Source organism: Thermosporothrix hazakensis, assembly GCF_003253565.1.
GTDB lineage: Bacteria > Chloroflexota > Ktedonobacteria > Ktedonobacterales > Ktedonobacteraceae > Thermosporothrix > Thermosporothrix hazakensis.
In genome coordinates, this window is sequence record NZ_QKUF01000009.1 from 187,547 (window position 1) to 207,916 (window position 20,370).

Genomic DNA, 20,370 nt, shown 5'->3' on the forward strand with positions numbered 1-20,370 from the left:
CAAGGGAGGTGCAGATGACCGGTTTCCTGACCACGCATGTGCTGGATACCATGCATGGCATCCCGGCGGAAAATATGCAGATCGAGCTCTGGCGGCTTGGTGAGACACGGCACCTGCTGAAAACGGTCTACACCGGCGCTGATGGCCGAACCGTGCAGCCGTTGCTTCAGGGTGAGGAGTTTCGCCAGGGCCGCTATGAGCTGACGTTCGCCGTGTGGGCCTATTTCGCTGCACTGCAGGTTGAATTGCCCGATCCACCATTTCTGGATATTGTGCCCATTCGCTTTGGGATTGCCGATGCAACGGCTCACTACCATATTCCATTGTTAGTGTCACCGTGGGCCTATTCCACCTATCGCGGGAGTTAAACTATGTCCGCAACGACAGTGATGGAACGCTGCGACATCCTGGGCCGCTTGAGCGAAGAGCCCGGGATGCTCACGCGGCCAAGCCTCAGCCCGTCAATGCAGCAGGTCAATAGCCTGGTTGCGGGCTGGATGCGTGAGGCAGGCATGAGCGTACAGCAGGATGCAATAGGAAATATTTTCGGGCGTTATGAGGGACAGCAAGCGGGCATGCAAACGCTGGTGCTCGGCTCGCACCTCGATTCGGTGCGCAATGCCGGGCGCTATGATGGTCCGCTCGGGGTGCTGGTGGCGCTCTCCTGTGTGGAGCGTCTCTACAGGCGGGGCGAGCGGCTTCCCTTCGCGCTTGAAGTGGTCGGGTTTACTGATGAGGAGGGCCTGCGTTTTCAGCATGCGTATCTTGGAAGCAAGAGTGCAACCGGTATGCTGGCTCCCGATGCGCTGCTGCTGACCGATGCAACTGGCACAACGCTCGCCGAGGCGATTCGCGGGTATGGCGGCATTCCTGAGGCGCTTAAGCAGCCTCGCTGGCGTCGCGAAGACCTGCTTGGCTACTGCGAGGTGCATATTGAGCAGGGACCGGTTCTGGAGGCGCAGCAGGTGCCTATCGGCGTCGTGACGGCCATTGCCGGACAGAGCCGCCTGAATGTTCGCTGCATCGGGCTTGCCGGGCATGCTGGCACGGTGCCGATGTCGCTCCGGCGGGATGCGCTCTGTGCGGCGGCGGAGTGCCTGCTACTGATAGAGAAGGAAGCGTGCGAGTACCCGGGATTGGTCGCCACGGTTGGTCAGGCAAGCGTCCTGCCGGGCGCAAGTAACGTTATTCCCGGAGAAGTGCGCTTCAGTATCGATATACGTCATCAGGATGATACTACCCGTGCGCGGGCGCTCTCCCGCGTGCTGGAACAGATACGGGCAAGCTGCCAGCGACGCGGCATCACGGTGCAATGGGAGGTGCTGCAAGAGAGCAAGGCAGTCCACTGTCAGCCGCGTCTGCGCCGTCTACTGGAACGGGCGGTAGAAGCTAGCGGCTACCCGCTCATGACGCTCCCGAGCGGGGCCGGCCATGATGCCGTTGTCATGGCAGAATTGACCGATATTGCGATGCTCTTTGTGCGCTGTCGCGGCGGGATCAGTCATCATCCCGATGAGGCAGTAGCGGTAGAAGATGTAGCGATCGCGCTCGATACACTGGAGCGCTTTGTCCTTCTACTGGCTCAGGAGGCGGCTGTATGAGTACCTATGATCTGCTTGTGCGCAATGGTACCCTGGCAAGCGGTGAAACAATCGACCTGGCAGTGTCTGCCGGAACCATCGTTGCGCTTGGTCGAGAGCTGACGGGCTCAGCACAGGAGGAGATCGACGCGAGCGGGCTCTATCTCTTTCCTGGCGGCATCGATGCGCATGTGCATATCAACGAGCCCGGGCGCACGCACTGGGAGGGCTTCGCCACCGGATCGCGAGCCCTGGCTGCGGGCGGCATGACGGCCTTTTTCGATATGCCGTTGAACTCCACCCCGCCGACGCGTGACGCTGCTGCCTTTCGACAAAAGCTTGAGGCCGCTCAGCAGGCGTCTTTGCTGGATTTTGCCTTCTGGGGAGCGCTGCAACCGGATAACCTGGAACAGCTTGACGAGCTGGTTGAGTGTGGTGTGATCGGTTTCAAGGCGTTTATGAGCGAGAGCGGCACTGACGATTTTCAGTCAGTTGATGATCTGACGCTGTACGAGGGGATGCAGCGCATCGCGAAGCTTGGAAGCTTGCTTGCGGTTCATGCCGAGAACCTCACTCTGACGCGGGCGCTTGCACAGCGGGCTCGGGCGCAGGGAAAGACCGATATTCGAGCATATTTAGAATCGCGTCCGATCATAGCGGAAGTTGAAGCCATTCAACGGGCAATCCTGTTTGCAGATGAAACCGGCTGTCCTCTCCATATCGTGCATGTCAGTTGTGGGGCTGGTGTTCGACTGGTAATCGAAGCACGGGCACGTGGGGTCGATGTAAGCTGTGAGACCTGCCCGCACTATCTGGTGCTTACAGAAGAGGATGTTGAGCAGCTCGGGGCGGTTGCGAAGTGCGCGCCGCCGCTGAGGCCGCTTGAGGAGCAGGAAGCGCTCTGGGACTATGTGCGCCGGGGTGAGATCGCGTTTGTGGCTTCGGATCACTCGCCTGCACCTCGGGAACTCAAGGAGCACGAGGACTTTTTCGCGGCCTGGGGCGGCATTTCGGGCGCACAGTCGACGCTTCCGCTCTTGTTGACCGAGGGCTACGCGGCGCGTCGGCTTCCCTTGCCGCTGCTTGTTGAGCTGATCTCGGCACGCGTGGCCCGACGTTTTCGCCTCTGGCCACAGAAGGGAAGCCTTACGGTGGGGAGCGACGCGGATTTCGTGCTTGTCAGGCTGGAAAAGCGCTATACGCTGCAACAGGATGGTCTCTTTTACCGGCATCAGCATAGCCCCTATATCGGGCGGGAGATGCAGGGAGTGATAGAACGAACCGTTGTGCGCGGGCAGACCGTCTACCTGGAAGGTTGGCATGCTGAAAGGCCGTATGGACGGTTGCTGCGTCCGGGAGCGAAGGTGTAAGAGCGCTTGAGAGGAGACTTCATTATGTTCTGGGAAACGATTGTTCGCCCGACAACGCTTGCGGAGGCGCTGGAGCAACTGGCGCGATATGGGGATACGGCCCGGGTGGTTGCGGGTGGGACTGATGTGCTGGTTGAGCTTCAGCGCGGGGTCAAGCCGACGCGGACCTTGATTGATATTACGGGGCTTGCGGAGCTGCGTTATCTGCGTGAGGAGCAGGGCGTGTTTGCCTTTGGTGCCCTGACGACGCATAACGATATCGTGATGTCGGCTGCTTGCCGCGAACGGCTGCTGCCGCTGGCTCAGGCATGTTGGGAGGTCGGCGCACCGCAGATTCGCAATCGGGCAACGCTGGCGGGCAACCTGATTACCGCGTCGCCTGCGAACGATAGCATTGCCCCCCTGATGGCGCTTGGGGCCGAGGTTGTGCTGTGTAGCAAGGAGGGTGAACGTGTCGTCGCGCTTGATGACTTCTATGCCGGCTTCAGGCGTACCGTGCTGCGGCCCGGGGAGCTGCTTCGTGAGATTCGGGTTCCTGCGTTGCGCGAGCAGCAGCGGGGCCTCTTCCTCAAGCTTGGCCTGCGGGGCGCGCAGGCGATCTCGGTGATCGATGTCGCGTTCGTCCTGACGTTTGACGGTCCGCGTGTCAGTCAGGCGCGGATCACGCTTGGCTGCCTGGCTCCGACGGTGGTGCATGCTCGCTCGGTTGAGACCTATCTTCAGGGCAAGGAGCTAGACGCGGAAACCTGTCAGGAGGCGGGCCGAATCGCCAGGCAGGATGTAACGCCGATCGGCGATGTGCGAGCCTCGGCGGAGTATCGCTATGAGACATTGCAGCACTATATTGAGCAGGGCCTGCGTCGCATTGCCGCGAACGATGTGCGAGATCAGCGGATGGATGCGCCTGTAGCGCTGGATACCGGCAAGCAAGCAGAGGCCAAACCATTCACGGGAACCATCGAGACGACGGTGAACGGGAAGCCTTGCCGCCTGGTTGGTGCGGAGCGCAAGACGCTGCTCAACGCGCTGCGTGAGGATGCGGGGCTGACCGGCACGAAGGAGGGCTGCGCTGAGGGTGAGTGTGGGGCCTGTACGGTCTGGCTGAACGGGCAGGCGGTGATGTCGTGCCTGGTGCCTGCTGCACAGGCTCACGGTGCCGAAGTAACCACGATCGAGGGACTGGCCGACGGCGACACCCTGCACCCCTTGCAGCAAGCGTTCGTCGATTGTGCGGCGGTCCAGTGCGGCTTCTGTATCCCGGGTATGCTGATGGCCGGTGCCAAGCTGCTTGACGAGTGTCCGCACCCCGATCTCGACCAGGTGCGTGTGGCGCTGAGTGGCAACATTTGCCGCTGTACAGGATATAGTAAGATTCTTGATGCAGTACAGGCTGCTGTGCAGAGCGATCTGACAGCCGGGAAGGCAGGGAAATCATGAGAAGAAGTATTATCGGTGAGCCTCTGAAGCGACCCGACGCGATCGGCAAAGTCACGGGTGCAACGCGGTATCCGGCAGATCTCATCAAGCCCGGCATGCTGCATATGCAGGTGGTGTATGCTCATCGTCCACATGCGCGTATCCTTGCGCTTGAGACTGAAGCGGCTCTACAGGCTCCCGGAGTGGTGGCTGTGCTGACCGCTGCCGACGTTCCCTATAACGCCTTTGGTCTGGGGGTGGACGATCAGCCAGTGCTGTGCGAGGACGTGGTGCGCTTTGAGGGCGATAAGGTGGCGCTGGTTGTCGCTGAAAGCAAAGAGGCGGCGATAGCGGGCGCGAAGCAGGTTGTAGTGCGGTACGAGGATCTACCAGCGGTCTGTGATGCCCGGGCCGCGCTGGCTCCCGATGCGCCGCTTGTGCATGAAAAACCAGGTACGAACATTCTGAAGCATGTGCCTATTCGCAAGGGCGATATCCGCGCCGGGTTTGCGCAGGCCGATCTGACGCTTGAAGATACCTTTGAAACAGGCTGGCAGGAGCACGCCTACTTGCAGCCCGAGGCCGGTATAGCATATATCGATGAGCAGAATCGCGTTATTATCGAAACGGCGGGCCAGTGGCTGCACGAGGATCGCCGGCAGATTGCAAAAATACTCAAACTCCCTGAGGACCAGGTCATCATTCGCTATGCTGCGGTCGGTGGCGCGTTTGGTGGCCGTGAAGACCTCTCCCTTCAGCACTTGCTTGCTCTGGCTGCCTGGAAATTGCGGCGTCCGGTCGCGATGCAGTGGAGCCGAGAAGAGTCGATCATTGCGCACCACAAGCGGCATCCGATGACCATTCACTGTCGTTGGGGTGTGACGAAGGGTGGGCGGATTGTGGCGGTGGAAGCCGAAGTGCTGGCTGACGGCGGGGCCTATGCCTCCACCAGCGAGGAGGTGCTGAAGGTCGCGGCGCTCTTCGCAAGCGGCTGCTATGAGGTTCCACATATCAAGGTCGACGCCTACGCACTCTATACAAATAATGTACCGAGTGGTGCATTTCGCGGCTTTGGGGCACCGCAGGCTCACTTTGCGACCGAGATCATGGTAACGCGTCTTGCTCACAAGCTTGGTATGGATCCGGTTGAGCTGCGCCGTCAGAACATCTACCGTGAGGGCAGCATTGAGCCGACACAGAACCAGTTGCCACCTGGCGTCAGTGCGCTTCCCGTGCTTGAGCGCTGCCTTGAGGAGATGCGTACATGGGGTGAGCTTCAGCAGCCGTCCGAGCCGTACTTGCGCCGGGGACGCGGGATCGCCAGCGGGATTAAGAATTTGGGCTACTCGTTCGGGTATCCAGAGCAGGCAACCGCGACCGTGACGGTGTTTGGCGAGGCCGAGCTAGAGCGGGCCGAAGTGCGGATCGGTGCGACCGATGTCGGGCAGGGGGCGCATCTGGCACTCCGTCAGATTGCGGCGGAGGCGCTTGGCTTGCCGCTTGAGAAGATATCGCTGATCTGTGAGGACAGCAGCATAACGCCGAACGCGGGCAGTACCTCGGCCTCACGTATGACGCTGATGGGTGGGCGTGCGGTGCGTGATGCGGCTCTGGCGGCGCGTGAGAAGTGGAGTTATACCGATGACGAGAGGGCCGAGGCCACGTTCCAGTTTCGGCCGCCCGCGACGACGGCAATGGAGGCGGGAAGCGGTCGCGCTACCCCGAACTATTGCTATGGCTACGCGGCGCAGGCGGTCGAGGTGGAGGTGAACACGCTGACCGGTCAGGTGCGGGTGATGCGGGTGATTAGCGTGCATGATGTAGGAAAAGCGATCAATATGCAGCAGGTGACGGGACAGATTGAGGGGTGTCTTGCGCAAGCAGTCGGCTATGCGCTGCTGGAGCATTTCCAGGTGCGTGAGGGCCATGTCCTGACCCCTTACCTGAGCACCTATCTGCTCCCCACGGCCCTTGATATGCCGCATGATATTCGACCGGTCGTGCTGGAACTTGCCGATCCCAACGGCCCGTATGGTGCGCGTGGTGTCGCCGAAATGCCGCTTGTGCCGTTTGCGCCTGCGGTGGCGATTGCGATTCATGATGCGGTAGGGGTCTGGCTGAAGCAACTGCCGATGGTCCCGGAGCGTGTGCTTGCGGCGCTTCGGAAGCGGTCCGAGTTAGAACAACAGCAAGCGACGATAGCCGCCCAATAAAGCAAAAGGAAAAAAGCATACAGGAGGTATGAATGCAGTTATTACGTATCACGGTTGGTTCGCTCTCGTTTCTGGCCCGGATGGAGGAGGAGGACGCACCCCGAACCTGCGAGGCGTTCAAGCGCTGGCTCCCGTTCCGTAACAGGCTGGTACAGGCTCGTTGGAGTGGGGAGGCGGCATGGATCCCGCTTGGTGAGCTCGATACGGGGCTGAGCTTTGAGAACCATACAAGTCATCCGGCTCCTGGACAGCTCTTACTCTATCCCGGGGGGTTCAGCGAGACCGAGCTGCTATTTCCGTACGGGAATACCTGTTTTGCCAGTAAAGTCGGTCAACTGGCGGGAAATCACTTTCTGACTATTGTTGAGGGTATGGAGAACATAAAAGAGGTTGGTCGTCTGGTACTCTGGGAAGGAGCCCAGGACATCGTATTCGAGAGAGGCTAGGATGCGAGCGCTTCGGGATGCCGCCTGATTCCCTGTGCGATCTGGCTCCCGAAGCCACCGCAACGCACCGTTAGCAATTGAAATCTGGAGGGTTTTTTATGGCAAATGTCACCGTTGACGCGCAGAAACAGACAAAGGCCGTTCACCCTGTTGATGAAGTGTTACCACTGGGACAACTCCTGGTCTATGGTTTTCAACACGTTCTGGTCATGTATGCCGGTGCTGTTGCGGTTCCGCTGCTGGTCGGGGCTGCTCTCAGGCTGAGTCAGGAGCAGATCGTCTACCTGATTAATGCTGATCTCTTCACATCCGGTATTGCGACTCTCATTCAGGTTCTTGGTCTGGGCAAGCTGCCCATCGGCTCAAAAATGCCAATCATCCAGGGGTGTACCTTTACCGCCGTCACGCCCATGATTTTGATTGGTAATACGCACGACTTGACGACGATCTATGGTTCAGTGATTGTCTCGGGCCTGATTGTCTTCCTGATAAGCCCGTATTTCAGTCGAATTACGCGTTTTTTCCCGCCCGTGGTGACGGGGACGATCATTACCACGATCGGTCTGACGCTGCTTCCTACGGCGATTGGTTGGGCCGGTGGAGGGCAGGCGCTCTCGGACCCGGCATTTGGCAATATCGGGATTGTCCTGTTCTCGTTCGCCGTCCTGGTGTTTATTCTGCTGATTTACCGCTTTTTCCGTGGTTTCATCAGTAATATCGCCGTGCTGCTCGGGATCGTCATTGGCACCCTGGTTGCTATTCCGCTTGGCCTGACCAACTTTGCCGAGGTGACAAGGGCCGACTGGTTCGGCATTACGACGCCATTCCGCTATGGTTTGCCGACGTTTGACCTGGCTTCGATTGCGGCGATGACGCTGGTGATGCTGGTCACGATGGCTGAGACGACGGGCGACATGATCGCGGTTGGTGATATCGTCGGGAAGCGCGTGTCACGCCGTGTGCTGGCAAGCGGCCTGCGTGCGGACGGCCTCTCGACGATGATTGGCGGCGTGCTGAACTCGTTCCCATATACCGCGTTCGCTGAAAATGTGGGCCTGGTGAGCCTGACCAACGTCAAGAGCCGCTTCGTGGTGGCGACGACCGGTGTGATGCTGCTTGTTCTGGGGCTGTTTCCCAAGCTTGGCGCGGTTGTCGCAGCGATTCCGGCGCCAGTACTTGGCGGAGCCGGGATTGTGCTGTTCGGCACGGTGGCGGCAGTCGGGATCAAGTCGCTTGCGAAGGTCGATTTTAGCAACCATGCGAACGTGATGATTGTTGCTGTGAGCCTGGGTGTCGGGATGATCCCTGTGGGAGCGCCGACCTTCTATCACCAGTTGCCTGATTGGTTGCAGATCATCACAAATAGTGGAATCACTGCCGGCTGCGTGGCTGCTATCGTGCTCAACATTTACTTTCACGGGTTCAAGGGTGGCGGCCACAAAGATGAAATCATGGAGCATGAGGAGCACGAACTGCAACCTGTCCTGGCGACCGAGGGGCCCCGACTGGATGAGTTTGCATCCGAGGCACCTGCGCCGAAACGGGAAGAAAAGGGTATACCGGATAAAGAGGACTAGAAGGGATTCAATAGCTTTATGGTACAGTTCGACGTGAACATCTCGATCCTGTTGAAAGAGGTTCCATTCCTTGAGCGCTTTCGGCGTGCGGCTGAGCTTGGATTTGGCGCGGTTGAACTCTGGTGGCCAGGTGACGAGCAGGCTGACGCGGTTGTGAGGCAGGTGCGTGAGCACGGCTTGCAGGTTGCCCTGATGAACTTTGATGCGGGCGATATGGCGGCGGGCGAGCGCGGCTTTCTCAACGATCCGGCGCAACAGGAGCGCTTTCGAGAGCACGTGCCGCGCGCTCTGGACCTGGCGCGAGCGCTTGGTTGTCCGCGGCTGAACGCGCTGGTCGGAAACAGGCTTGCAGGCGTAGGTGAGGAAGAGCAGCGAACCCTGGTCTATGAGAATCTGGTCTGGGCGGCTGATCGGGCAGCCCGGGCGGGCGTAGAGATCGTGGTGGAGTCGCTGAACAGCTTCGAGAACCCGCGCTACCCGCTGACAACCACGGCTGATGTGCTTGACCTGCTCGATAGGGTAAATCGGCCCAACGTGCGGTATCAGTATGATATCTACCATATGCAGCGTATGGAGGGGAACATTCTTGCCACCCTGCGCAAGCATCTGGCGCGGATCGGTCATATTCAGGTGGCGGATTCGCCTGGCCGTCACGAACCCGGAACCGGTGAGCTGCATTATCGACACATCCTGGAAGAGCTTGAGAGGCTTGATTACCGTCTGTTTGTCGGCCTGGAATACAACCCACGAACCACATCGGAAGAAAGCTTTGCCTGGCTGCCTGCTGAAAAGAAAGGCTCAAATTCCGTCTCTCGCCTCCGTCTGTTGTAGCGTCAAGGGGCTTCCCGGGCCTGGGGAGCCCCATTTCTTTGTCTTGCCCTGCTACTCTATAATACAAGAAAAAGGAGAGATATCGGAAAATGGAGCAGCATACTGTATTTGGGTTAGCGCGGAGGGATGGTTCCTTTCTCCTGGTGCGACATCGAGGGGACGAGCGGCTTTCCTGGTGGTTGCCGGGTGGCGTCGTTGAGCCCGGGGAGCCTTTGCAGGAGGCGCTACGGCGCGAGTTGCTGGAAGAGACGGGGCTGCAATTGGTGGGAACACCTGAGCTGGCTTTTGTGGTGCAGCTTGTGCGTGAAACTGAGCAGGGGTCAGTTCATGCCGGCTTTGCCTTCCACTTCGCCTGTGCTCTCTGCGGACGGACCCAGTCACGGGACCCGGATGGGCCGGTGATCAGGGCTGAGTGGGTCACCGAGAGTGAGGTTGTACGCCTGCTCGAGGTGCACTCATGGTATGATTGCAGGCCGTTAGCTGATTGGCTCGCGGGAAAAGGGAGAACCGTCTACTTCCAGTGCATCGAGTAATAATGGAGTGTAGCCACTGAGCTTTCTTCTTATACATGAGATGAGGAGAGGTCTTGTGCTCTACCAGTAAAATAAAAAGAGATGGAGGGCTTGCTGAAAACGGATATGCTCTTCAATGAATGGCCTGTGGTAGTGACTCGTTTCTTTGCTTCGATGCCGCTTGCAGAGAGGAAGTGGAGCGATGTCGTGCAAGGAGCGAATAATTGCGCATATAGAGGAGCGCAAGATTCCATATAAAATCGTGGAGCATCCATGTGCGTACAGTGCCCATGCACTTGCGCAGTGTAAGCAACTGCCTGAACAGCGGGTTGCGAAAGTGGTACTTGCCTATGTTGATGAAAAGCTGGTGATGCTGGTGCTTCCGGGGTCGCAGAAAGTGGATCTGGAGCGGCTTCGGGAGGCGTTCCGTGCATCGCTGGTGCAGCTTGCCCGTGAGCATGAGTTTGCAGAGCTGTTCCCGGACTGCGAGCTTGGAGCGATGCCGCCTCTCGGGAACCTCTACAACATTCCAGTATATGTTGATATGCGTCTCCAGGAAGAAGAAGAGATTATCTTTCCCGCTGGATCACATCACGAGGCGATCCAGATAAAGTACGAGGATTTTGAGCGTCTGGCTCATCCGATTAAGTTGGACTGTGCGCGTTCTGCTGTTTATGCCGGATAGAATGTGCTCGGCATGGAAGCAAGAAACGAAAAACTACCTGTGCCTTCTCTTATATATCGACCTCGCCCCAGACAGTCAGAAAGAACGTGATGCCGCAAAACGTCTCTGATTGCATCTCTATGAGAACCTGTTCATATAGCTTCGCAAGCGCTTTACCGCTGATAAGTCCTTGTTCAAGCAGGGCTGGTTGTACGAGCTGGAAGAAGGCTACGCAATCGAGATACATACCCTGATGTCCCTCTTCTCCTGCGGAAAAATTCCACACAAAGGGTCGCTCTTGAATAGAACGACAGTGTATATTTTGTAGAAAGCGCTTCAGCATTGGTGTAATCGCCAGCGTGACAGCGCCTTCGGAGAAGCCGAGGCCACGATTATGCCCGGCTTTCATACAGAGTTGATGGAAGCGCTCGAAGGCCCGACTATTCGTGATACCCCATTGATCGCACTCTGTCAGGCGAATGATGCCGCCCGGGCGCAGGATCCGCACACACTCATTGATGAAGAAGGGCCAGCAAGCGCGGGGCATAAATCCTGCTATCGTGCGTGCATTCACCAGATCGAAGCTGCGAGAAGGGAAGCGAAGGGGCTGTGTGGCATCCATCACGTGGAACGACGTGTTTTCGAGCCCTTGCATACGGGCCTGTGTGCGTGCGTATTCAATCATTTGTTCACTGACATCGATGCCGACAACCTCGAATTCGGGATGCTCGAAAGCCAGATCGAGTACCCATTCTCCCGGTCCACACCCGACATCAAGCAAGCGATGGAAGCGCGTGAGATCGGTCTGTTCGGGTAAATATCCTCCCATTTTGTTGGTCAGGAGGCGGCCCTGTTGCAAGAGACGTGCCTTTTCTGCGCTGCTCTCGGGGTCGATAAGATACGTTCTGCTCTGCTTTGAGCGCCTCATAGCGAAGGCCTTTCTTCTTTCTTGACACCTTCCCCCGCTCAAGCCGGGGGCTCTCTGGCGCATTTAGCATAAGGACAGACGATAAATCAGTATATCATTTCAGTATACAGCCTCATCTAAAGCTGCACTTTGAATAAGTTCCTCCTCTAATTGTCTCATCACTATGAATGAAGCTTCCATGCGAGTTATCGCTTTTCCCTGCAAGAGGAGCTCCTGTACGCGCTTGTTAAAAAGACGGAGATATGGTTCCTGTTTTTCTGGAGGTGGCAACAGTTTGAGTTCAATCTGATCGAGCGGAAAATATTGATTTTCATCGAATGCGCCTACTGCAAGATGACAGTATTTCTGGATAAGCTGGACGCGGTCACGGGTGAAGAAGCGTTTCTGGGTGCTGATGAACGAGAGGCAAGCGGCTACTTTCCCGGTACGCTGAATCGGGCAGACGGCAATACTGCTGCCACGATCAAGCGGTCGCAGGGGAAGCCAGCCTGTGTAGGCATGCGCGTCTTCAATGACGTAGTGATGGCTGGTTGAAATGGCCTGTCCGGCCAGCGACTCGGCTCCACAGTAGATATTGCGCTCCTCGCGTTCGGTGTTCCAGGGGCGCGTTCCGATGCGAAAGAGCTCGCGCAGGCTGTGAACCTTCTGGCCAGACCCGGGAGCCGTACACACGATTAAGCTGCCGACCAGCCCCAGGCGTTCCGGGTCGAGCTGTTGAATCGCATAATTGAAGATATGATCAAAAACAGTGATAAAGCGTAGCTCTCCTGCCAGCAAGGAGATTGCCTGTAAGACTGTTTCATAACAAATAACAGGAATCGAGAGCGGTTCTACAAATCGTGGAGGTGTCTCGGGAAGCTGAAAATCTTCCCGCGATAATTCCGGGAACTCCTGAAGCAGCGAAGGGATAAGCTTTTCGCGATATTCGGGCAGAGAAGCCACAAGCTGTTGCAGTGAGTGAATTTGTGGTCTCGGGTATTTCTCTTTCCCGGATGCACGCGCGGGATTACGTACCCACCGAGTAAGCGTCACTGGATTGATGCCCATTGCGTTCGCCAGTCGTTGCTTTTCCTGAGGATCGCTGATGATCTCAGCCAGGAAGGAGCGCCAGGAAAATGCCTCCCTGTTCATTGATACTATAGTCCTTTCTATACAGAGGGTTGATATATGGTGGAGCTCTATCGATACGAGAGAGTACATTTCTCTCTATTCAGTATACACCTTCTTGACCCTCAGAGGAAAATGTACAACAACAAAATAACTTTGTCGTTCACTTTGTTGTGACACGTAGCTCGAGAACGTTGCAAGGGCTTCCCGGGCCAGGCGAGGACTTTTTCTCTGTTGTGTTTCGAGGGACAATAGAGAACGGTTTTTCCGGTAGAAGGGTTCGCTCTCTCCCTCCTGGAAAAAAGGAATTCTGCAACATCTTCTTATAATAGAGAACTGTGAAGAATGAAAAGTTAAGAAAAAGTAGTATTGAGCTGAATTCATAGGGGAAAGAGCTTGACATATGCTATATGGGGAGGATATACTTTTGCCAATGTAACAAAACTTTGTCAGGCAACTGATCAAGACATGTGTTAGCACGTTTTCCTCAAAAGCTGAACCTTCGTCTTTGTAGACACTGTTTTTGTAGCACGGCTCATTTTCAGAATGACGACAGAAATAGTGGAGCATTCCCACTATGGAACTGGCAGGGTGAAACGGGTTGGGAGTGCTCTGGAAGGCCGACGAAGGGATATACTTGCTTTGTTTTCCCTCCTGATAAGATCTTTCTCCTATAACTTCTGTCGCCAATGCAGTTTTAGAAGAGAACAGTAAGGCGTGCTCTATGGAACCTTTTGAACGCCGCATTTTTCGTCACCAGGCAGTAGAACAGTATATGAGAAGGCAGGAGCAAGAGGTGACGCCTCAACTGGGTGTTCCACTCCGTGTGCAATTGCTCTGGGTAGTTCTCGTTCTGTTGTTTGTGGGTCTGCTCTGTCTCATGCAGCTTCTATCCGGGCAGATTGGAGGCTAGATGATGCAGACATCCAGACGGAAAAAGAGAAGGTCATACAGGCTCGGATGCCATAAACGCAGGGTTCCAGAAATACTTCAGATGAGTGAGCTGGAATGTGGCGCGGCCTGTCTGGCTATGATTTTAAGCTATTATGGCCATGCTATCACTATCACTGAAATACGTGAGACGTGTGGCATAGGGCGAGGCGGTTTTTCAGCGTATAACCTGGTACGGGCAGCACGAGGCTATGGACTGAAGACGCGGGCAGTCTCGGTTCAAGCCGATGCATTTCGCTCACTGCGCCTTCCAGCTATCATTCACTGGGAGTTCCACCATTTCTTGATTCTTGAGCGTTGCACGAAGGACACGGTGCAGGTCGTCGACCCTGCAAACGGGCGGCGACGCATGACATTGGAGGAGTTCGATCGGGGCTTTACCGGGATCATGATCTTGCTGGAGCCGGGGCCAGGATTCGAGCGGCGGCGCTCATCACCCTTCTTTGGGCTTCGCTCCTACATCAAGACGTTTGTACGGCAGACCCCTGGCCTGTTGCTCCAGGTATTGCTTGCATCGTTGGTCTTGCAGCTTTTGCCGTTGAGCATCCCACTGCTGACCGGCCTGATTGTGGATGTCATTTTGCCAGAAAAGCTGAACACTGTCATTATGACATTGGGTCTTGGAATTGTCGTCTTGTTTGCAATGGAGGTTGTAGTGACGCTGTTACGGTCGTTGCTGCTGGTCTATTTGCAGGCGCGAGTAGATAAACATATTATGGTCTACTTCTTTGATCATCTTCTCTCGCTTCCATTGCGTTTCTTTCAGCTTCGCTCAAGTGGCGATATTATTGCACGTTTAAACAGTAACACGGTTATTCAGGATCTGATCAGTAAGGAACTGTTAAGCTCGTTACTCGATGGGGGGTTAGCGACTTTTTATCTGGTCTTGCTCTTCTGGCAGTCGAGCCTGTTTGGCTTGATTGCACTGGGAATCGGCACTTTGCAGATGACACTTTTCTTTCTGACGCGAGAGCGTTTGCAGTATCTGACGGTAAGCGAGTTAAACGCACAGGGGCGCTCCTATGGCTATGCAACGGAGGTCTTGACCGGCATCGAGGCGCTAAAGGCTGCGGGCGCTGAACCGCGTGCTATGCATCATTGGTCGAACTTTTTCTATCAGGAATTGAACCTTTCCATCCGAAAAAATCTGTTCTCGTCGTTTATCGATACATTTCGTACTTTAACATCGATGCTTGCTCCACTGCTCTTGCTCTGGGCGGGGGCCATTCTGGTACTGAACGGGACGCTTAGCATCGGCGTCATGTTGGCGTTGAACGCGCTTGCGATCGCCTTTCTTATGCCGCTAGGCTCGCTTGTAGAAACCGGGCAAAGCCTCTGGACAACACGTTCGCATCTTGAACGTATCTCCGATGTGCTGAAAGAGAAATCGGAGCAGGAAGGCGAGATCACCGATTGGCCTCCCGAGCTGTCCGGGCGTATTGCGCTGAAGGGGGTGAGCTTCCGCTATGATCCTACTTCGCCCGATGTGCTTCAGGCGATTGACCTGGATATCGAGCCAGGGCAGAGTGTGGCGATTGTCGGGAAGACCGGTTCAGGGAAGAGTACGCTCGGGAAACTGTTGCTTGGGCTTCACCAGCCGACCGAGGGGGAAATCTATTACGATTATCTTCCGTTGCGTACGCTCAATTATCGGGCTGTGCGGGCGCAATTCGGGGCGGTGATGCAGAACGCGACAATCTTTAGCGGGACCATTCGAGAGAATATCACCTTTCATGATCCCTCTATCGATATGGGACGGGTGCTTGAAGCGGCTCAACAGGCGCTGTTACACGAAGATATTGAGCAGATGCCGATGGGATATGAAACCCTGGTCGCTGAAGGAGGAAGCGCCCTCTCCGGTGGTCAGCGGCAACGGCTGGCAATCGCGCGGGCGCTGGCTCATAAGCCCGTCGTGTTGCTGTTGGACGAGGCGACCAGTTCTCTTGATGTCGAGACGGAACGGGCGATTGAGCGCAATATTCGGGCCTTGCGCTGTACCCGGATTATCATCGCGCACCGCTTGAGCACGATTCGCCGCGCTGATTTGATCGTCGTGCTTGAGCAGGGGAAGATTATCGAGCGTGGGACGCATCAGGAGCTCTTGCAGCGCGATGGCACCTATGCCCGGCTTATTCGCCATCAACTTGCGCATGAGCAGGACGACGACTCGCTGTATTAATGCAACAGGAAGAGAGGTATGAACTCAACTATTATTCGAGCATGGAAAGATGCGCGGTTTCGCAAGCAGCTTTCTGAGGAAGAGAGAGCACGGCTGCCTGCGAGCCCGGTGGGAGAAGTGTGTGAGCTGCGAGACGAGGAACTGAGTGGGATTGCTGGCGGGCGCGGCATGGAAAACACCCAATTCCTTCGAGAGTGTCGTGACTTTTCGTCGAAATACCTCTGTTTCTCGCAGCGGTTCTATAACGGTCAGTGCTGGTAGATGCACATATACAGGAAAGGAGGGATGCATGAACAACTGGATCGCACGGGCATGGAAAGATGCGATCTATCGCAAGCAACTGACGGCGGAGGAGCGCGAACGGCTCCCCGAGAGCCCGGTAGGCGAGGTGAGCGAGTTGCAAGATGTGGAACTGGACGAAGCGACGGGCGGGCATGGAGGCTATGGCTTTGTCTGGTCGGACTGGTGGCGGAAATGCCGCCCGCGCCGCTCCTATTATGGCGGATGCTACTCGAAGCGCTATGACCCGTATGGCCGTCGCTGCTTGTAGAACTGCATTGCGCAGGATTTGAAAGGGTACTTTGAGACACACAAGGGAGAGAGCAGATGCACTCAACTATTATTCGAGCGTGGAAAGATGCGCGGTTTCGCAAGCAGCTTTCCGAAGAGGAGAAAGCACGTCTCCCCGAAAGTCCTGTAGGGAGCGTCACCGAGCTGTCCGACGAGGAGCTAGGCGAGGTTGCTGGTGGATATGGGAGTAGCCACTACTGGTCCTACGATTGGTGGAGATGTCGGCGGCGCCGTTCCTATTATGGTGGGTGTCGTTCCTACGGAGGATGCTATTACTCAAATGTGGTTGTAGGACCTATCCGAATTTGCTGGTAGGAAAAAAACTCTCCCAGAAAACGCGTAGGCCAAAACGCAGGATTTTGCTTCCTGCAAAGGGGAAGAAGCAATGAATTCGAAGATCGTTCGCGCGTGGAAAGACGCCGAATATCGCAAGCAGCTGGCAGCCGAAGAGCAGCTCCCCGAGAGCCCGGTAGGCGAGATCACCGAACTATCGGATGAGGAGCTAGGCGGGATTGCTGGCGGGCATTGGTCCAGTGGTCGCAGGCATCGCTCTTACTGGTGGTGCCGTCGCCGCTCATACTATGGCTGCTATTCCCGCTACTACGGCTATGCCAAGCATGGCTGCTGGTAAACCTGAACGTATTGTGGACGCATTGAGCATGTAGTGAAGAAGGGAGGCGGAAGGCGCTGCCAGGATAAGCGTCTCGCCTGCCCTTCCTCGAAAGATTTGGGGGGTGTCTGACCCTCCAATCTTCCTTTCTACCTATAGATACTACCTACCTATTTATTCGTATGCTGATGTCATACGCGGGAGGGTAATCCACATGCTGCACACGGTACCGCGCTCGATCTGGGAACTGCCGGTCTGGTATCGCGCCTTACTGCCTCACGAGCGATTCGATTCTGAGTTCACTTCTTTTCCGCAAGTTGAGGCTGGACAGTTGCTTCGGGAGTGGAGAAGTGGAACCCCGCTCAGGCGCGACGTCTGTTATCGGAACTGGTTAGAGCAGCATCAGCTTACTGAAGCAATGCTTGCTCACCTGTTAAGCGAGCCTGTGGAGGCGCTTCAGGCTCGATATGCAGAGCAACCCGAATGGCTGCGCTATCTGAGGGAGGCGTTTGAGGCTGAGGAAGGGCCTTCTCTCTATCTGGAACAGCTTCTTGCTTTGTTCCCCCCCGCGATCTTTTTGAAGGGAATCGAGCCGCTACTTGTTCGGGCAACGCGCGAGCTGGAGACTGCATTGCAGGGTAGACTGAGCGCACATGACTGTATTCAGGATTTGTGTATTTTCTCCCTCTTTGCCTCCCTGGCCGATGAACTCCTTTTGCAGGTTGAAAGAGTATATGTGCTGGAGATGAACGTGATGCGCTTACAGGGCGAGTTGCGAGGCGAGACGCCTGAGGAGCGCTTTCACGACTTTATCCGGCAGATCAGCCAGAAGGAGCGCTCAACAGCGCTGTTGGCCGAGTATCCGGTACTTGCTCGACAGCTTGTGCTTAAGGTGCAGCAATGGGTGACCGTGGCTGTTGAGTTCTTCACGCGCTTTGCAGCGGACATCCAGGTGCTTCGAGAACGCTTTCATGCGACCGGTCGGCTTGTGGAGCTGCACGCGCTGGCTGGTGACGTGCATGACCACGGCAGAAGTGTCGTTATCCTCCTGTTTGACACTGGCTTTCAGCTTGTCTACAAGCCGCGTTCGATGGCGATCGATCAGCATTTTCAAGAGCTGGTGAGCTGGCTCAACGAGCGGGGCGCGACCTTACCGTTGCGCACGTTGCAGGTGCTTGATCGTGGAGACTATGGCTGGATCGAGTACGTTGAAACCGCTCCCTGTGCCTCCGCAGATGAGTTGAACCGCTTCTATGAGCGTCAGGGAAGCTATCTGGCATTGCTCACTGTGCTGGGCGCGACCGATTTGCATTCTGAGAATACTATTGCCGCGGGAGAACATCCTGTGCCTGTTGATCTGGAAGCGCTGCTTTATCCCCGGTTGCAGGAAGAGACGGAGGAGGATGAGCCGCTTTTCCCCGATCTCTCGATTCTGCATGTTGGACTGCTTCCGCATCGTATCGGTGCGAATGAGCATTCGATAGGTCTGGATATTAGCGGCCTTGGCGGACAGAAGGGGCAGAAGACTCCACAACCGGTAGCGACCTGGGAGGCGCCGGGAACCGATCAGATGCACTTGAAGCGAACCTATATCGAGATTGAGGAGAGCAAGAATCGCCCTTCGCTGCTGGATGGACAGCCGGTCGATGTGCTGGACTATGTTGAGCCGTTGACTCGTGGCTTTGCGCGGATGTATCGATTCCTGATGAACCATCGTGAAGAAATGCTGCAAGAGCAATTGCTACGTTTCGCTCATGATCGAGTGCGGGCGCTGTTGCGTGATACGAGCACCTATGGCAAGCTGCGTGATGAGAGCTTTCACCCGGATCTGTTGCGGGACGCATTGGATCGTGAGCGCTTTCTTGCTCAACTATGGGTAGAAGTGGAGTACGCTCCGGCGTTGCGTGATATCGTGCCGATCGAGTATGCAAGTGTGTTGCGTGGCGATATCCCTATATTCAGCACGGCAGTTGATGGGCGCGCCTTGCAAGCAGACGATGTTGCAACCATTCCTGACTTCTTTGGCGGTTCGGCGCTGGACGCGGCCCGAGATCGCATTTTACACCTGAACGAGCAAGAGCTGGCCCGGCATCTCTGGACTATTCGGGCGGCGCTGGCGACGACGCTGCTCGGTCATGAGCCGGATAGAGAGCAGCTTTTCCCTCAGCCGCTTGCTCCTCTACCTGACCCGCAGCGGCGGTGTGGTGAGGCTGCCAGTGCGCTGACCGGGCGTTTGGCCGAGCTGGCATTTTCGCAGGATACAATGGCGAGCTGGTTGAGCATCAGCTTACAGCAGGAAGAAGTCTGGGAGCTGGCCCCGGCAGATATCGATCTGTATGATGGCCTGAGCGGGATAGCGCTGTTTCTGGCCTATCAGGGGGCGTTGACCGGGCAGACCGAAGCAACCAACCTGGCTCGGGCGACGGTGAAGACGCTGCGAGCCTTGCTTGCTCAGGCGCGGCGCTTTCCAGCGGGAGCGGGCATCGGAGCGTTTACGGGGCTTGGTGGGCCACTCTACCTCTTTACCCATCTGGGTGTTCTCTGGGATGACCCGGCCTTCTTTGAAGAAGCAGACGAACTGGTCACGCTGATTGCCAGCCAGGTCGAGAACGAGCACCAGTATGACGTTATCAGCGGGCTTGCAGGCGCTATTCTGGCGCTCCTGGCTCTGGATGCAGTTCATCCGTCACCTTTCGCAGTGCAGACAGCGCGACGTTGTGGCGAGCGTCTGCTTGCTCTGGCCCGTCCTCAAGCGCGGGGGATCGGGTGGAGCCTGAGACCTGAGGAGCCGCCACTGACCGGGTTCTCACATGGGAATGCGGGCATTGTCTATAGTTTGCTCAAACTAGTTGAACAAAACTATGATCCGCGCTTTTTCTCCGCTGTTCAAGAGGCGCTGGCCTATGAGCGAAGCCTGTTTCTACCTGAACTGGGGAACTGGCGTGATTTACGTGAGATCCCGCCCGGGATGCGGGATGATGATGGGATCCCACCCACTATGGTTGCCTGGTGTCATGGGGCGGCGGGTATTGGCCTTGCCCGTCTGGCGGCGCTTCCTGTGCTGGATGATGCGCAGGTGCGAGCTGAGATTGAAACGGCTGTACAGACGACGCTGGCGATGGGCTTTCACTTCAATCACTCGCTCTGTCATGGGGCGCTTGGCAATATGGAGACGCTGCTGTTCGCCTCAAAGCGACTCGGAGAGGAGAAATGTTACAAGGCAAACCAGTTTGCCCAAACCAGTATACTGCGCAGTATTGAGCAGTTCGGCTTCATTTCGGGGGCGCCGCGTGGCATCGAGACGGTTGGCCTTATGACCGGCCTTGCGGGTATGGGCTATGAACTGCTCAGGTTGGTGTATCCGGAGGCGGTTCCCTCGGTGCTGACGCTTGAACCGCCGTCGCGCTCACTGTGAG

Annotated in this window: 19 protein-coding genes; 17 read left to right on the plus strand and 2 right to left on the minus strand. The window is 56.5% G+C overall.

What is annotated here, in order from left to right; translation table 11 throughout:
- Positions 1–14 precede the first annotated feature (14 nt).
- From uraH to EI42_RS15085, 10 genes are all read left to right on the plus strand, one after another.
- Positions 15–368: a hydroxyisourate hydrolase gene (uraH, locus tag EI42_RS15040; RefSeq protein WP_111323404.1), complete on the plus strand. Its 354-nt coding sequence runs from the start codon at positions 15–17 to the stop codon at positions 366–368.
- Positions 369–371: 3 nt separating this feature from the next.
- Positions 372–1,601, plus strand: coding sequence for an allantoate amidohydrolase (locus tag EI42_RS15045; RefSeq protein ID WP_111323406.1), 1,230 nt, complete (start codon positions 372–374; stop codon positions 1,599–1,601).
- The gene (locus EI42_RS15050; RefSeq protein ID WP_111323408.1) at positions 1,598–2,950 is read left to right on the plus strand and encodes an allantoinase; all 1,353 of its coding nucleotides are present in this window, start codon (positions 1,598–1,600) and stop codon (positions 2,948–2,950) included. The genes EI42_RS15045 and EI42_RS15050 overlap by 4 nt, the downstream gene beginning before the upstream one ends.
- Before the next feature lie 24 nt (positions 2,951–2,974).
- A complete protein-coding gene (locus tag EI42_RS15055; RefSeq protein ID WP_111323410.1) occupies positions 2,975–4,387 on the plus strand; it encodes an FAD binding domain-containing protein in 1,413 nt (470 codons plus the stop codon).
- Positions 4,384–6,579: a xanthine dehydrogenase family protein molybdopterin-binding subunit gene (locus tag EI42_RS15060; RefSeq protein ID WP_111323412.1), complete on the plus strand. Its 2,196-nt coding sequence runs from the start codon at positions 4,384–4,386 to the stop codon at positions 6,577–6,579. The genes EI42_RS15055 and EI42_RS15060 overlap by 4 nt, the downstream gene beginning before the upstream one ends.
- A gap of 32 nt (positions 6,580–6,611) precedes the next feature.
- Positions 6,612–7,025, plus strand: a complete 414-nt coding sequence (locus EI42_RS15065; protein ID WP_111323414.1) for a DUF3830 family protein — start codon at positions 6,612–6,614, stop codon at positions 7,023–7,025.
- A 98-nt stretch (positions 7,026–7,123) separates the two neighbouring features.
- Positions 7,124–8,602, plus strand: coding sequence for a nucleobase:cation symporter-2 family protein (locus EI42_RS15070; protein WP_111323416.1), 1,479 nt, complete (start codon positions 7,124–7,126; stop codon positions 8,600–8,602).
- Positions 8,603–8,620: 18 nt separating this feature from the next.
- A complete protein-coding gene (locus EI42_RS15075) occupies positions 8,621–9,433 on the plus strand; it encodes a hydroxypyruvate isomerase family protein (protein ID WP_111323418.1) in 813 nt (270 codons plus the stop codon).
- 89 nt (positions 9,434–9,522) lie between these two features.
- The gene (locus EI42_RS15080; protein WP_111323420.1) at positions 9,523–9,966 is read left to right on the plus strand and encodes an NUDIX domain-containing protein; all 444 of its coding nucleotides are present in this window, start codon (positions 9,523–9,525) and stop codon (positions 9,964–9,966) included.
- Positions 9,967–10,147: 181 nt separating this feature from the next.
- Positions 10,148–10,630 (plus strand): aminoacyl-tRNA deacylase, encoded by a 483-nt coding sequence (locus tag EI42_RS15085; protein WP_111323422.1) that lies wholly within the window; start codon positions 10,148–10,150, stop codon positions 10,628–10,630.
- A gap of 49 nt (positions 10,631–10,679) precedes the next feature.
- Here EI42_RS15085 and EI42_RS15090 read toward each other — a convergent pair whose 3' ends face one another.
- Both EI42_RS15090 and EI42_RS15095 read right to left on the minus strand, forming a co-directional pair.
- A complete protein-coding gene (locus EI42_RS15090) occupies positions 10,680–11,537 on the minus strand; it encodes a class I SAM-dependent methyltransferase (RefSeq protein WP_170142642.1) in 858 nt (285 codons plus the stop codon).
- A 99-nt stretch (positions 11,538–11,636) separates the two neighbouring features.
- Positions 11,637–12,668: a GAF domain-containing protein gene (locus tag EI42_RS15095; RefSeq protein ID WP_111323426.1), complete on the minus strand. Its 1,032-nt coding sequence runs from the start codon at positions 12,666–12,668 to the stop codon at positions 11,637–11,639.
- 700 nt (positions 12,669–13,368) lie between these two features.
- On the opposite strand from EI42_RS15095, the gene EI42_RS15100 reads away from it, so the two are divergent.
- The 7 genes from EI42_RS15100 to EI42_RS15130 all read left to right on the plus strand — a co-directional run bounded on the left by EI42_RS15100 (position 13,369) and on the right by EI42_RS15130 (position 20,369).
- Positions 13,369–13,557, plus strand: a complete 189-nt coding sequence (locus EI42_RS15100) for a hypothetical protein (protein ID WP_111323428.1) — start codon at positions 13,369–13,371, stop codon at positions 13,555–13,557.
- A 3-nt stretch (positions 13,558–13,560) separates the two neighbouring features.
- On the plus strand, positions 13,561–15,774 hold the full coding sequence (locus EI42_RS15105; protein ID WP_281278989.1) for a peptidase domain-containing ABC transporter: 2,214 nt from the start codon (positions 13,561–13,563) through the stop codon (positions 15,772–15,774).
- A gap of 18 nt (positions 15,775–15,792) precedes the next feature.
- Positions 15,793–16,035 carry a mersacidin/lichenicidin family type 2 lantibiotic gene (locus EI42_RS15110; protein ID WP_111323432.1) on the plus strand — a complete coding sequence of 81 codons (243 nt, stop codon included), beginning with the start codon at positions 15,793–15,795 and terminating at the stop codon, positions 16,033–16,035.
- A gap of 28 nt (positions 16,036–16,063) precedes the next feature.
- Positions 16,064–16,324, plus strand: coding sequence for a mersacidin/lichenicidin family type 2 lantibiotic (locus EI42_RS15115; protein ID WP_111323434.1), 261 nt, complete (start codon positions 16,064–16,066; stop codon positions 16,322–16,324).
- Between the two features lie 56 nt (positions 16,325–16,380).
- Positions 16,381–16,659 carry a mersacidin/lichenicidin family type 2 lantibiotic gene (locus EI42_RS15120; RefSeq protein WP_111323436.1) on the plus strand — a complete coding sequence of 93 codons (279 nt, stop codon included), beginning with the start codon at positions 16,381–16,383 and terminating at the stop codon, positions 16,657–16,659.
- Positions 16,660–16,729: 70 nt separating this feature from the next.
- Positions 16,730–16,975 carry a mersacidin/lichenicidin family type 2 lantibiotic gene (locus EI42_RS15125; RefSeq protein WP_111323438.1) on the plus strand — a complete coding sequence of 82 codons (246 nt, stop codon included), beginning with the start codon at positions 16,730–16,732 and terminating at the stop codon, positions 16,973–16,975.
- A gap of 193 nt (positions 16,976–17,168) precedes the next feature.
- Entirely contained in the window at positions 17,169–20,369 is a 3,201-nt protein-coding gene (locus tag EI42_RS15130; RefSeq protein ID WP_111323440.1) for a type 2 lanthipeptide synthetase LanM family protein, read from the plus strand.
- Position 20,370 lies beyond the last annotated feature (1 nt).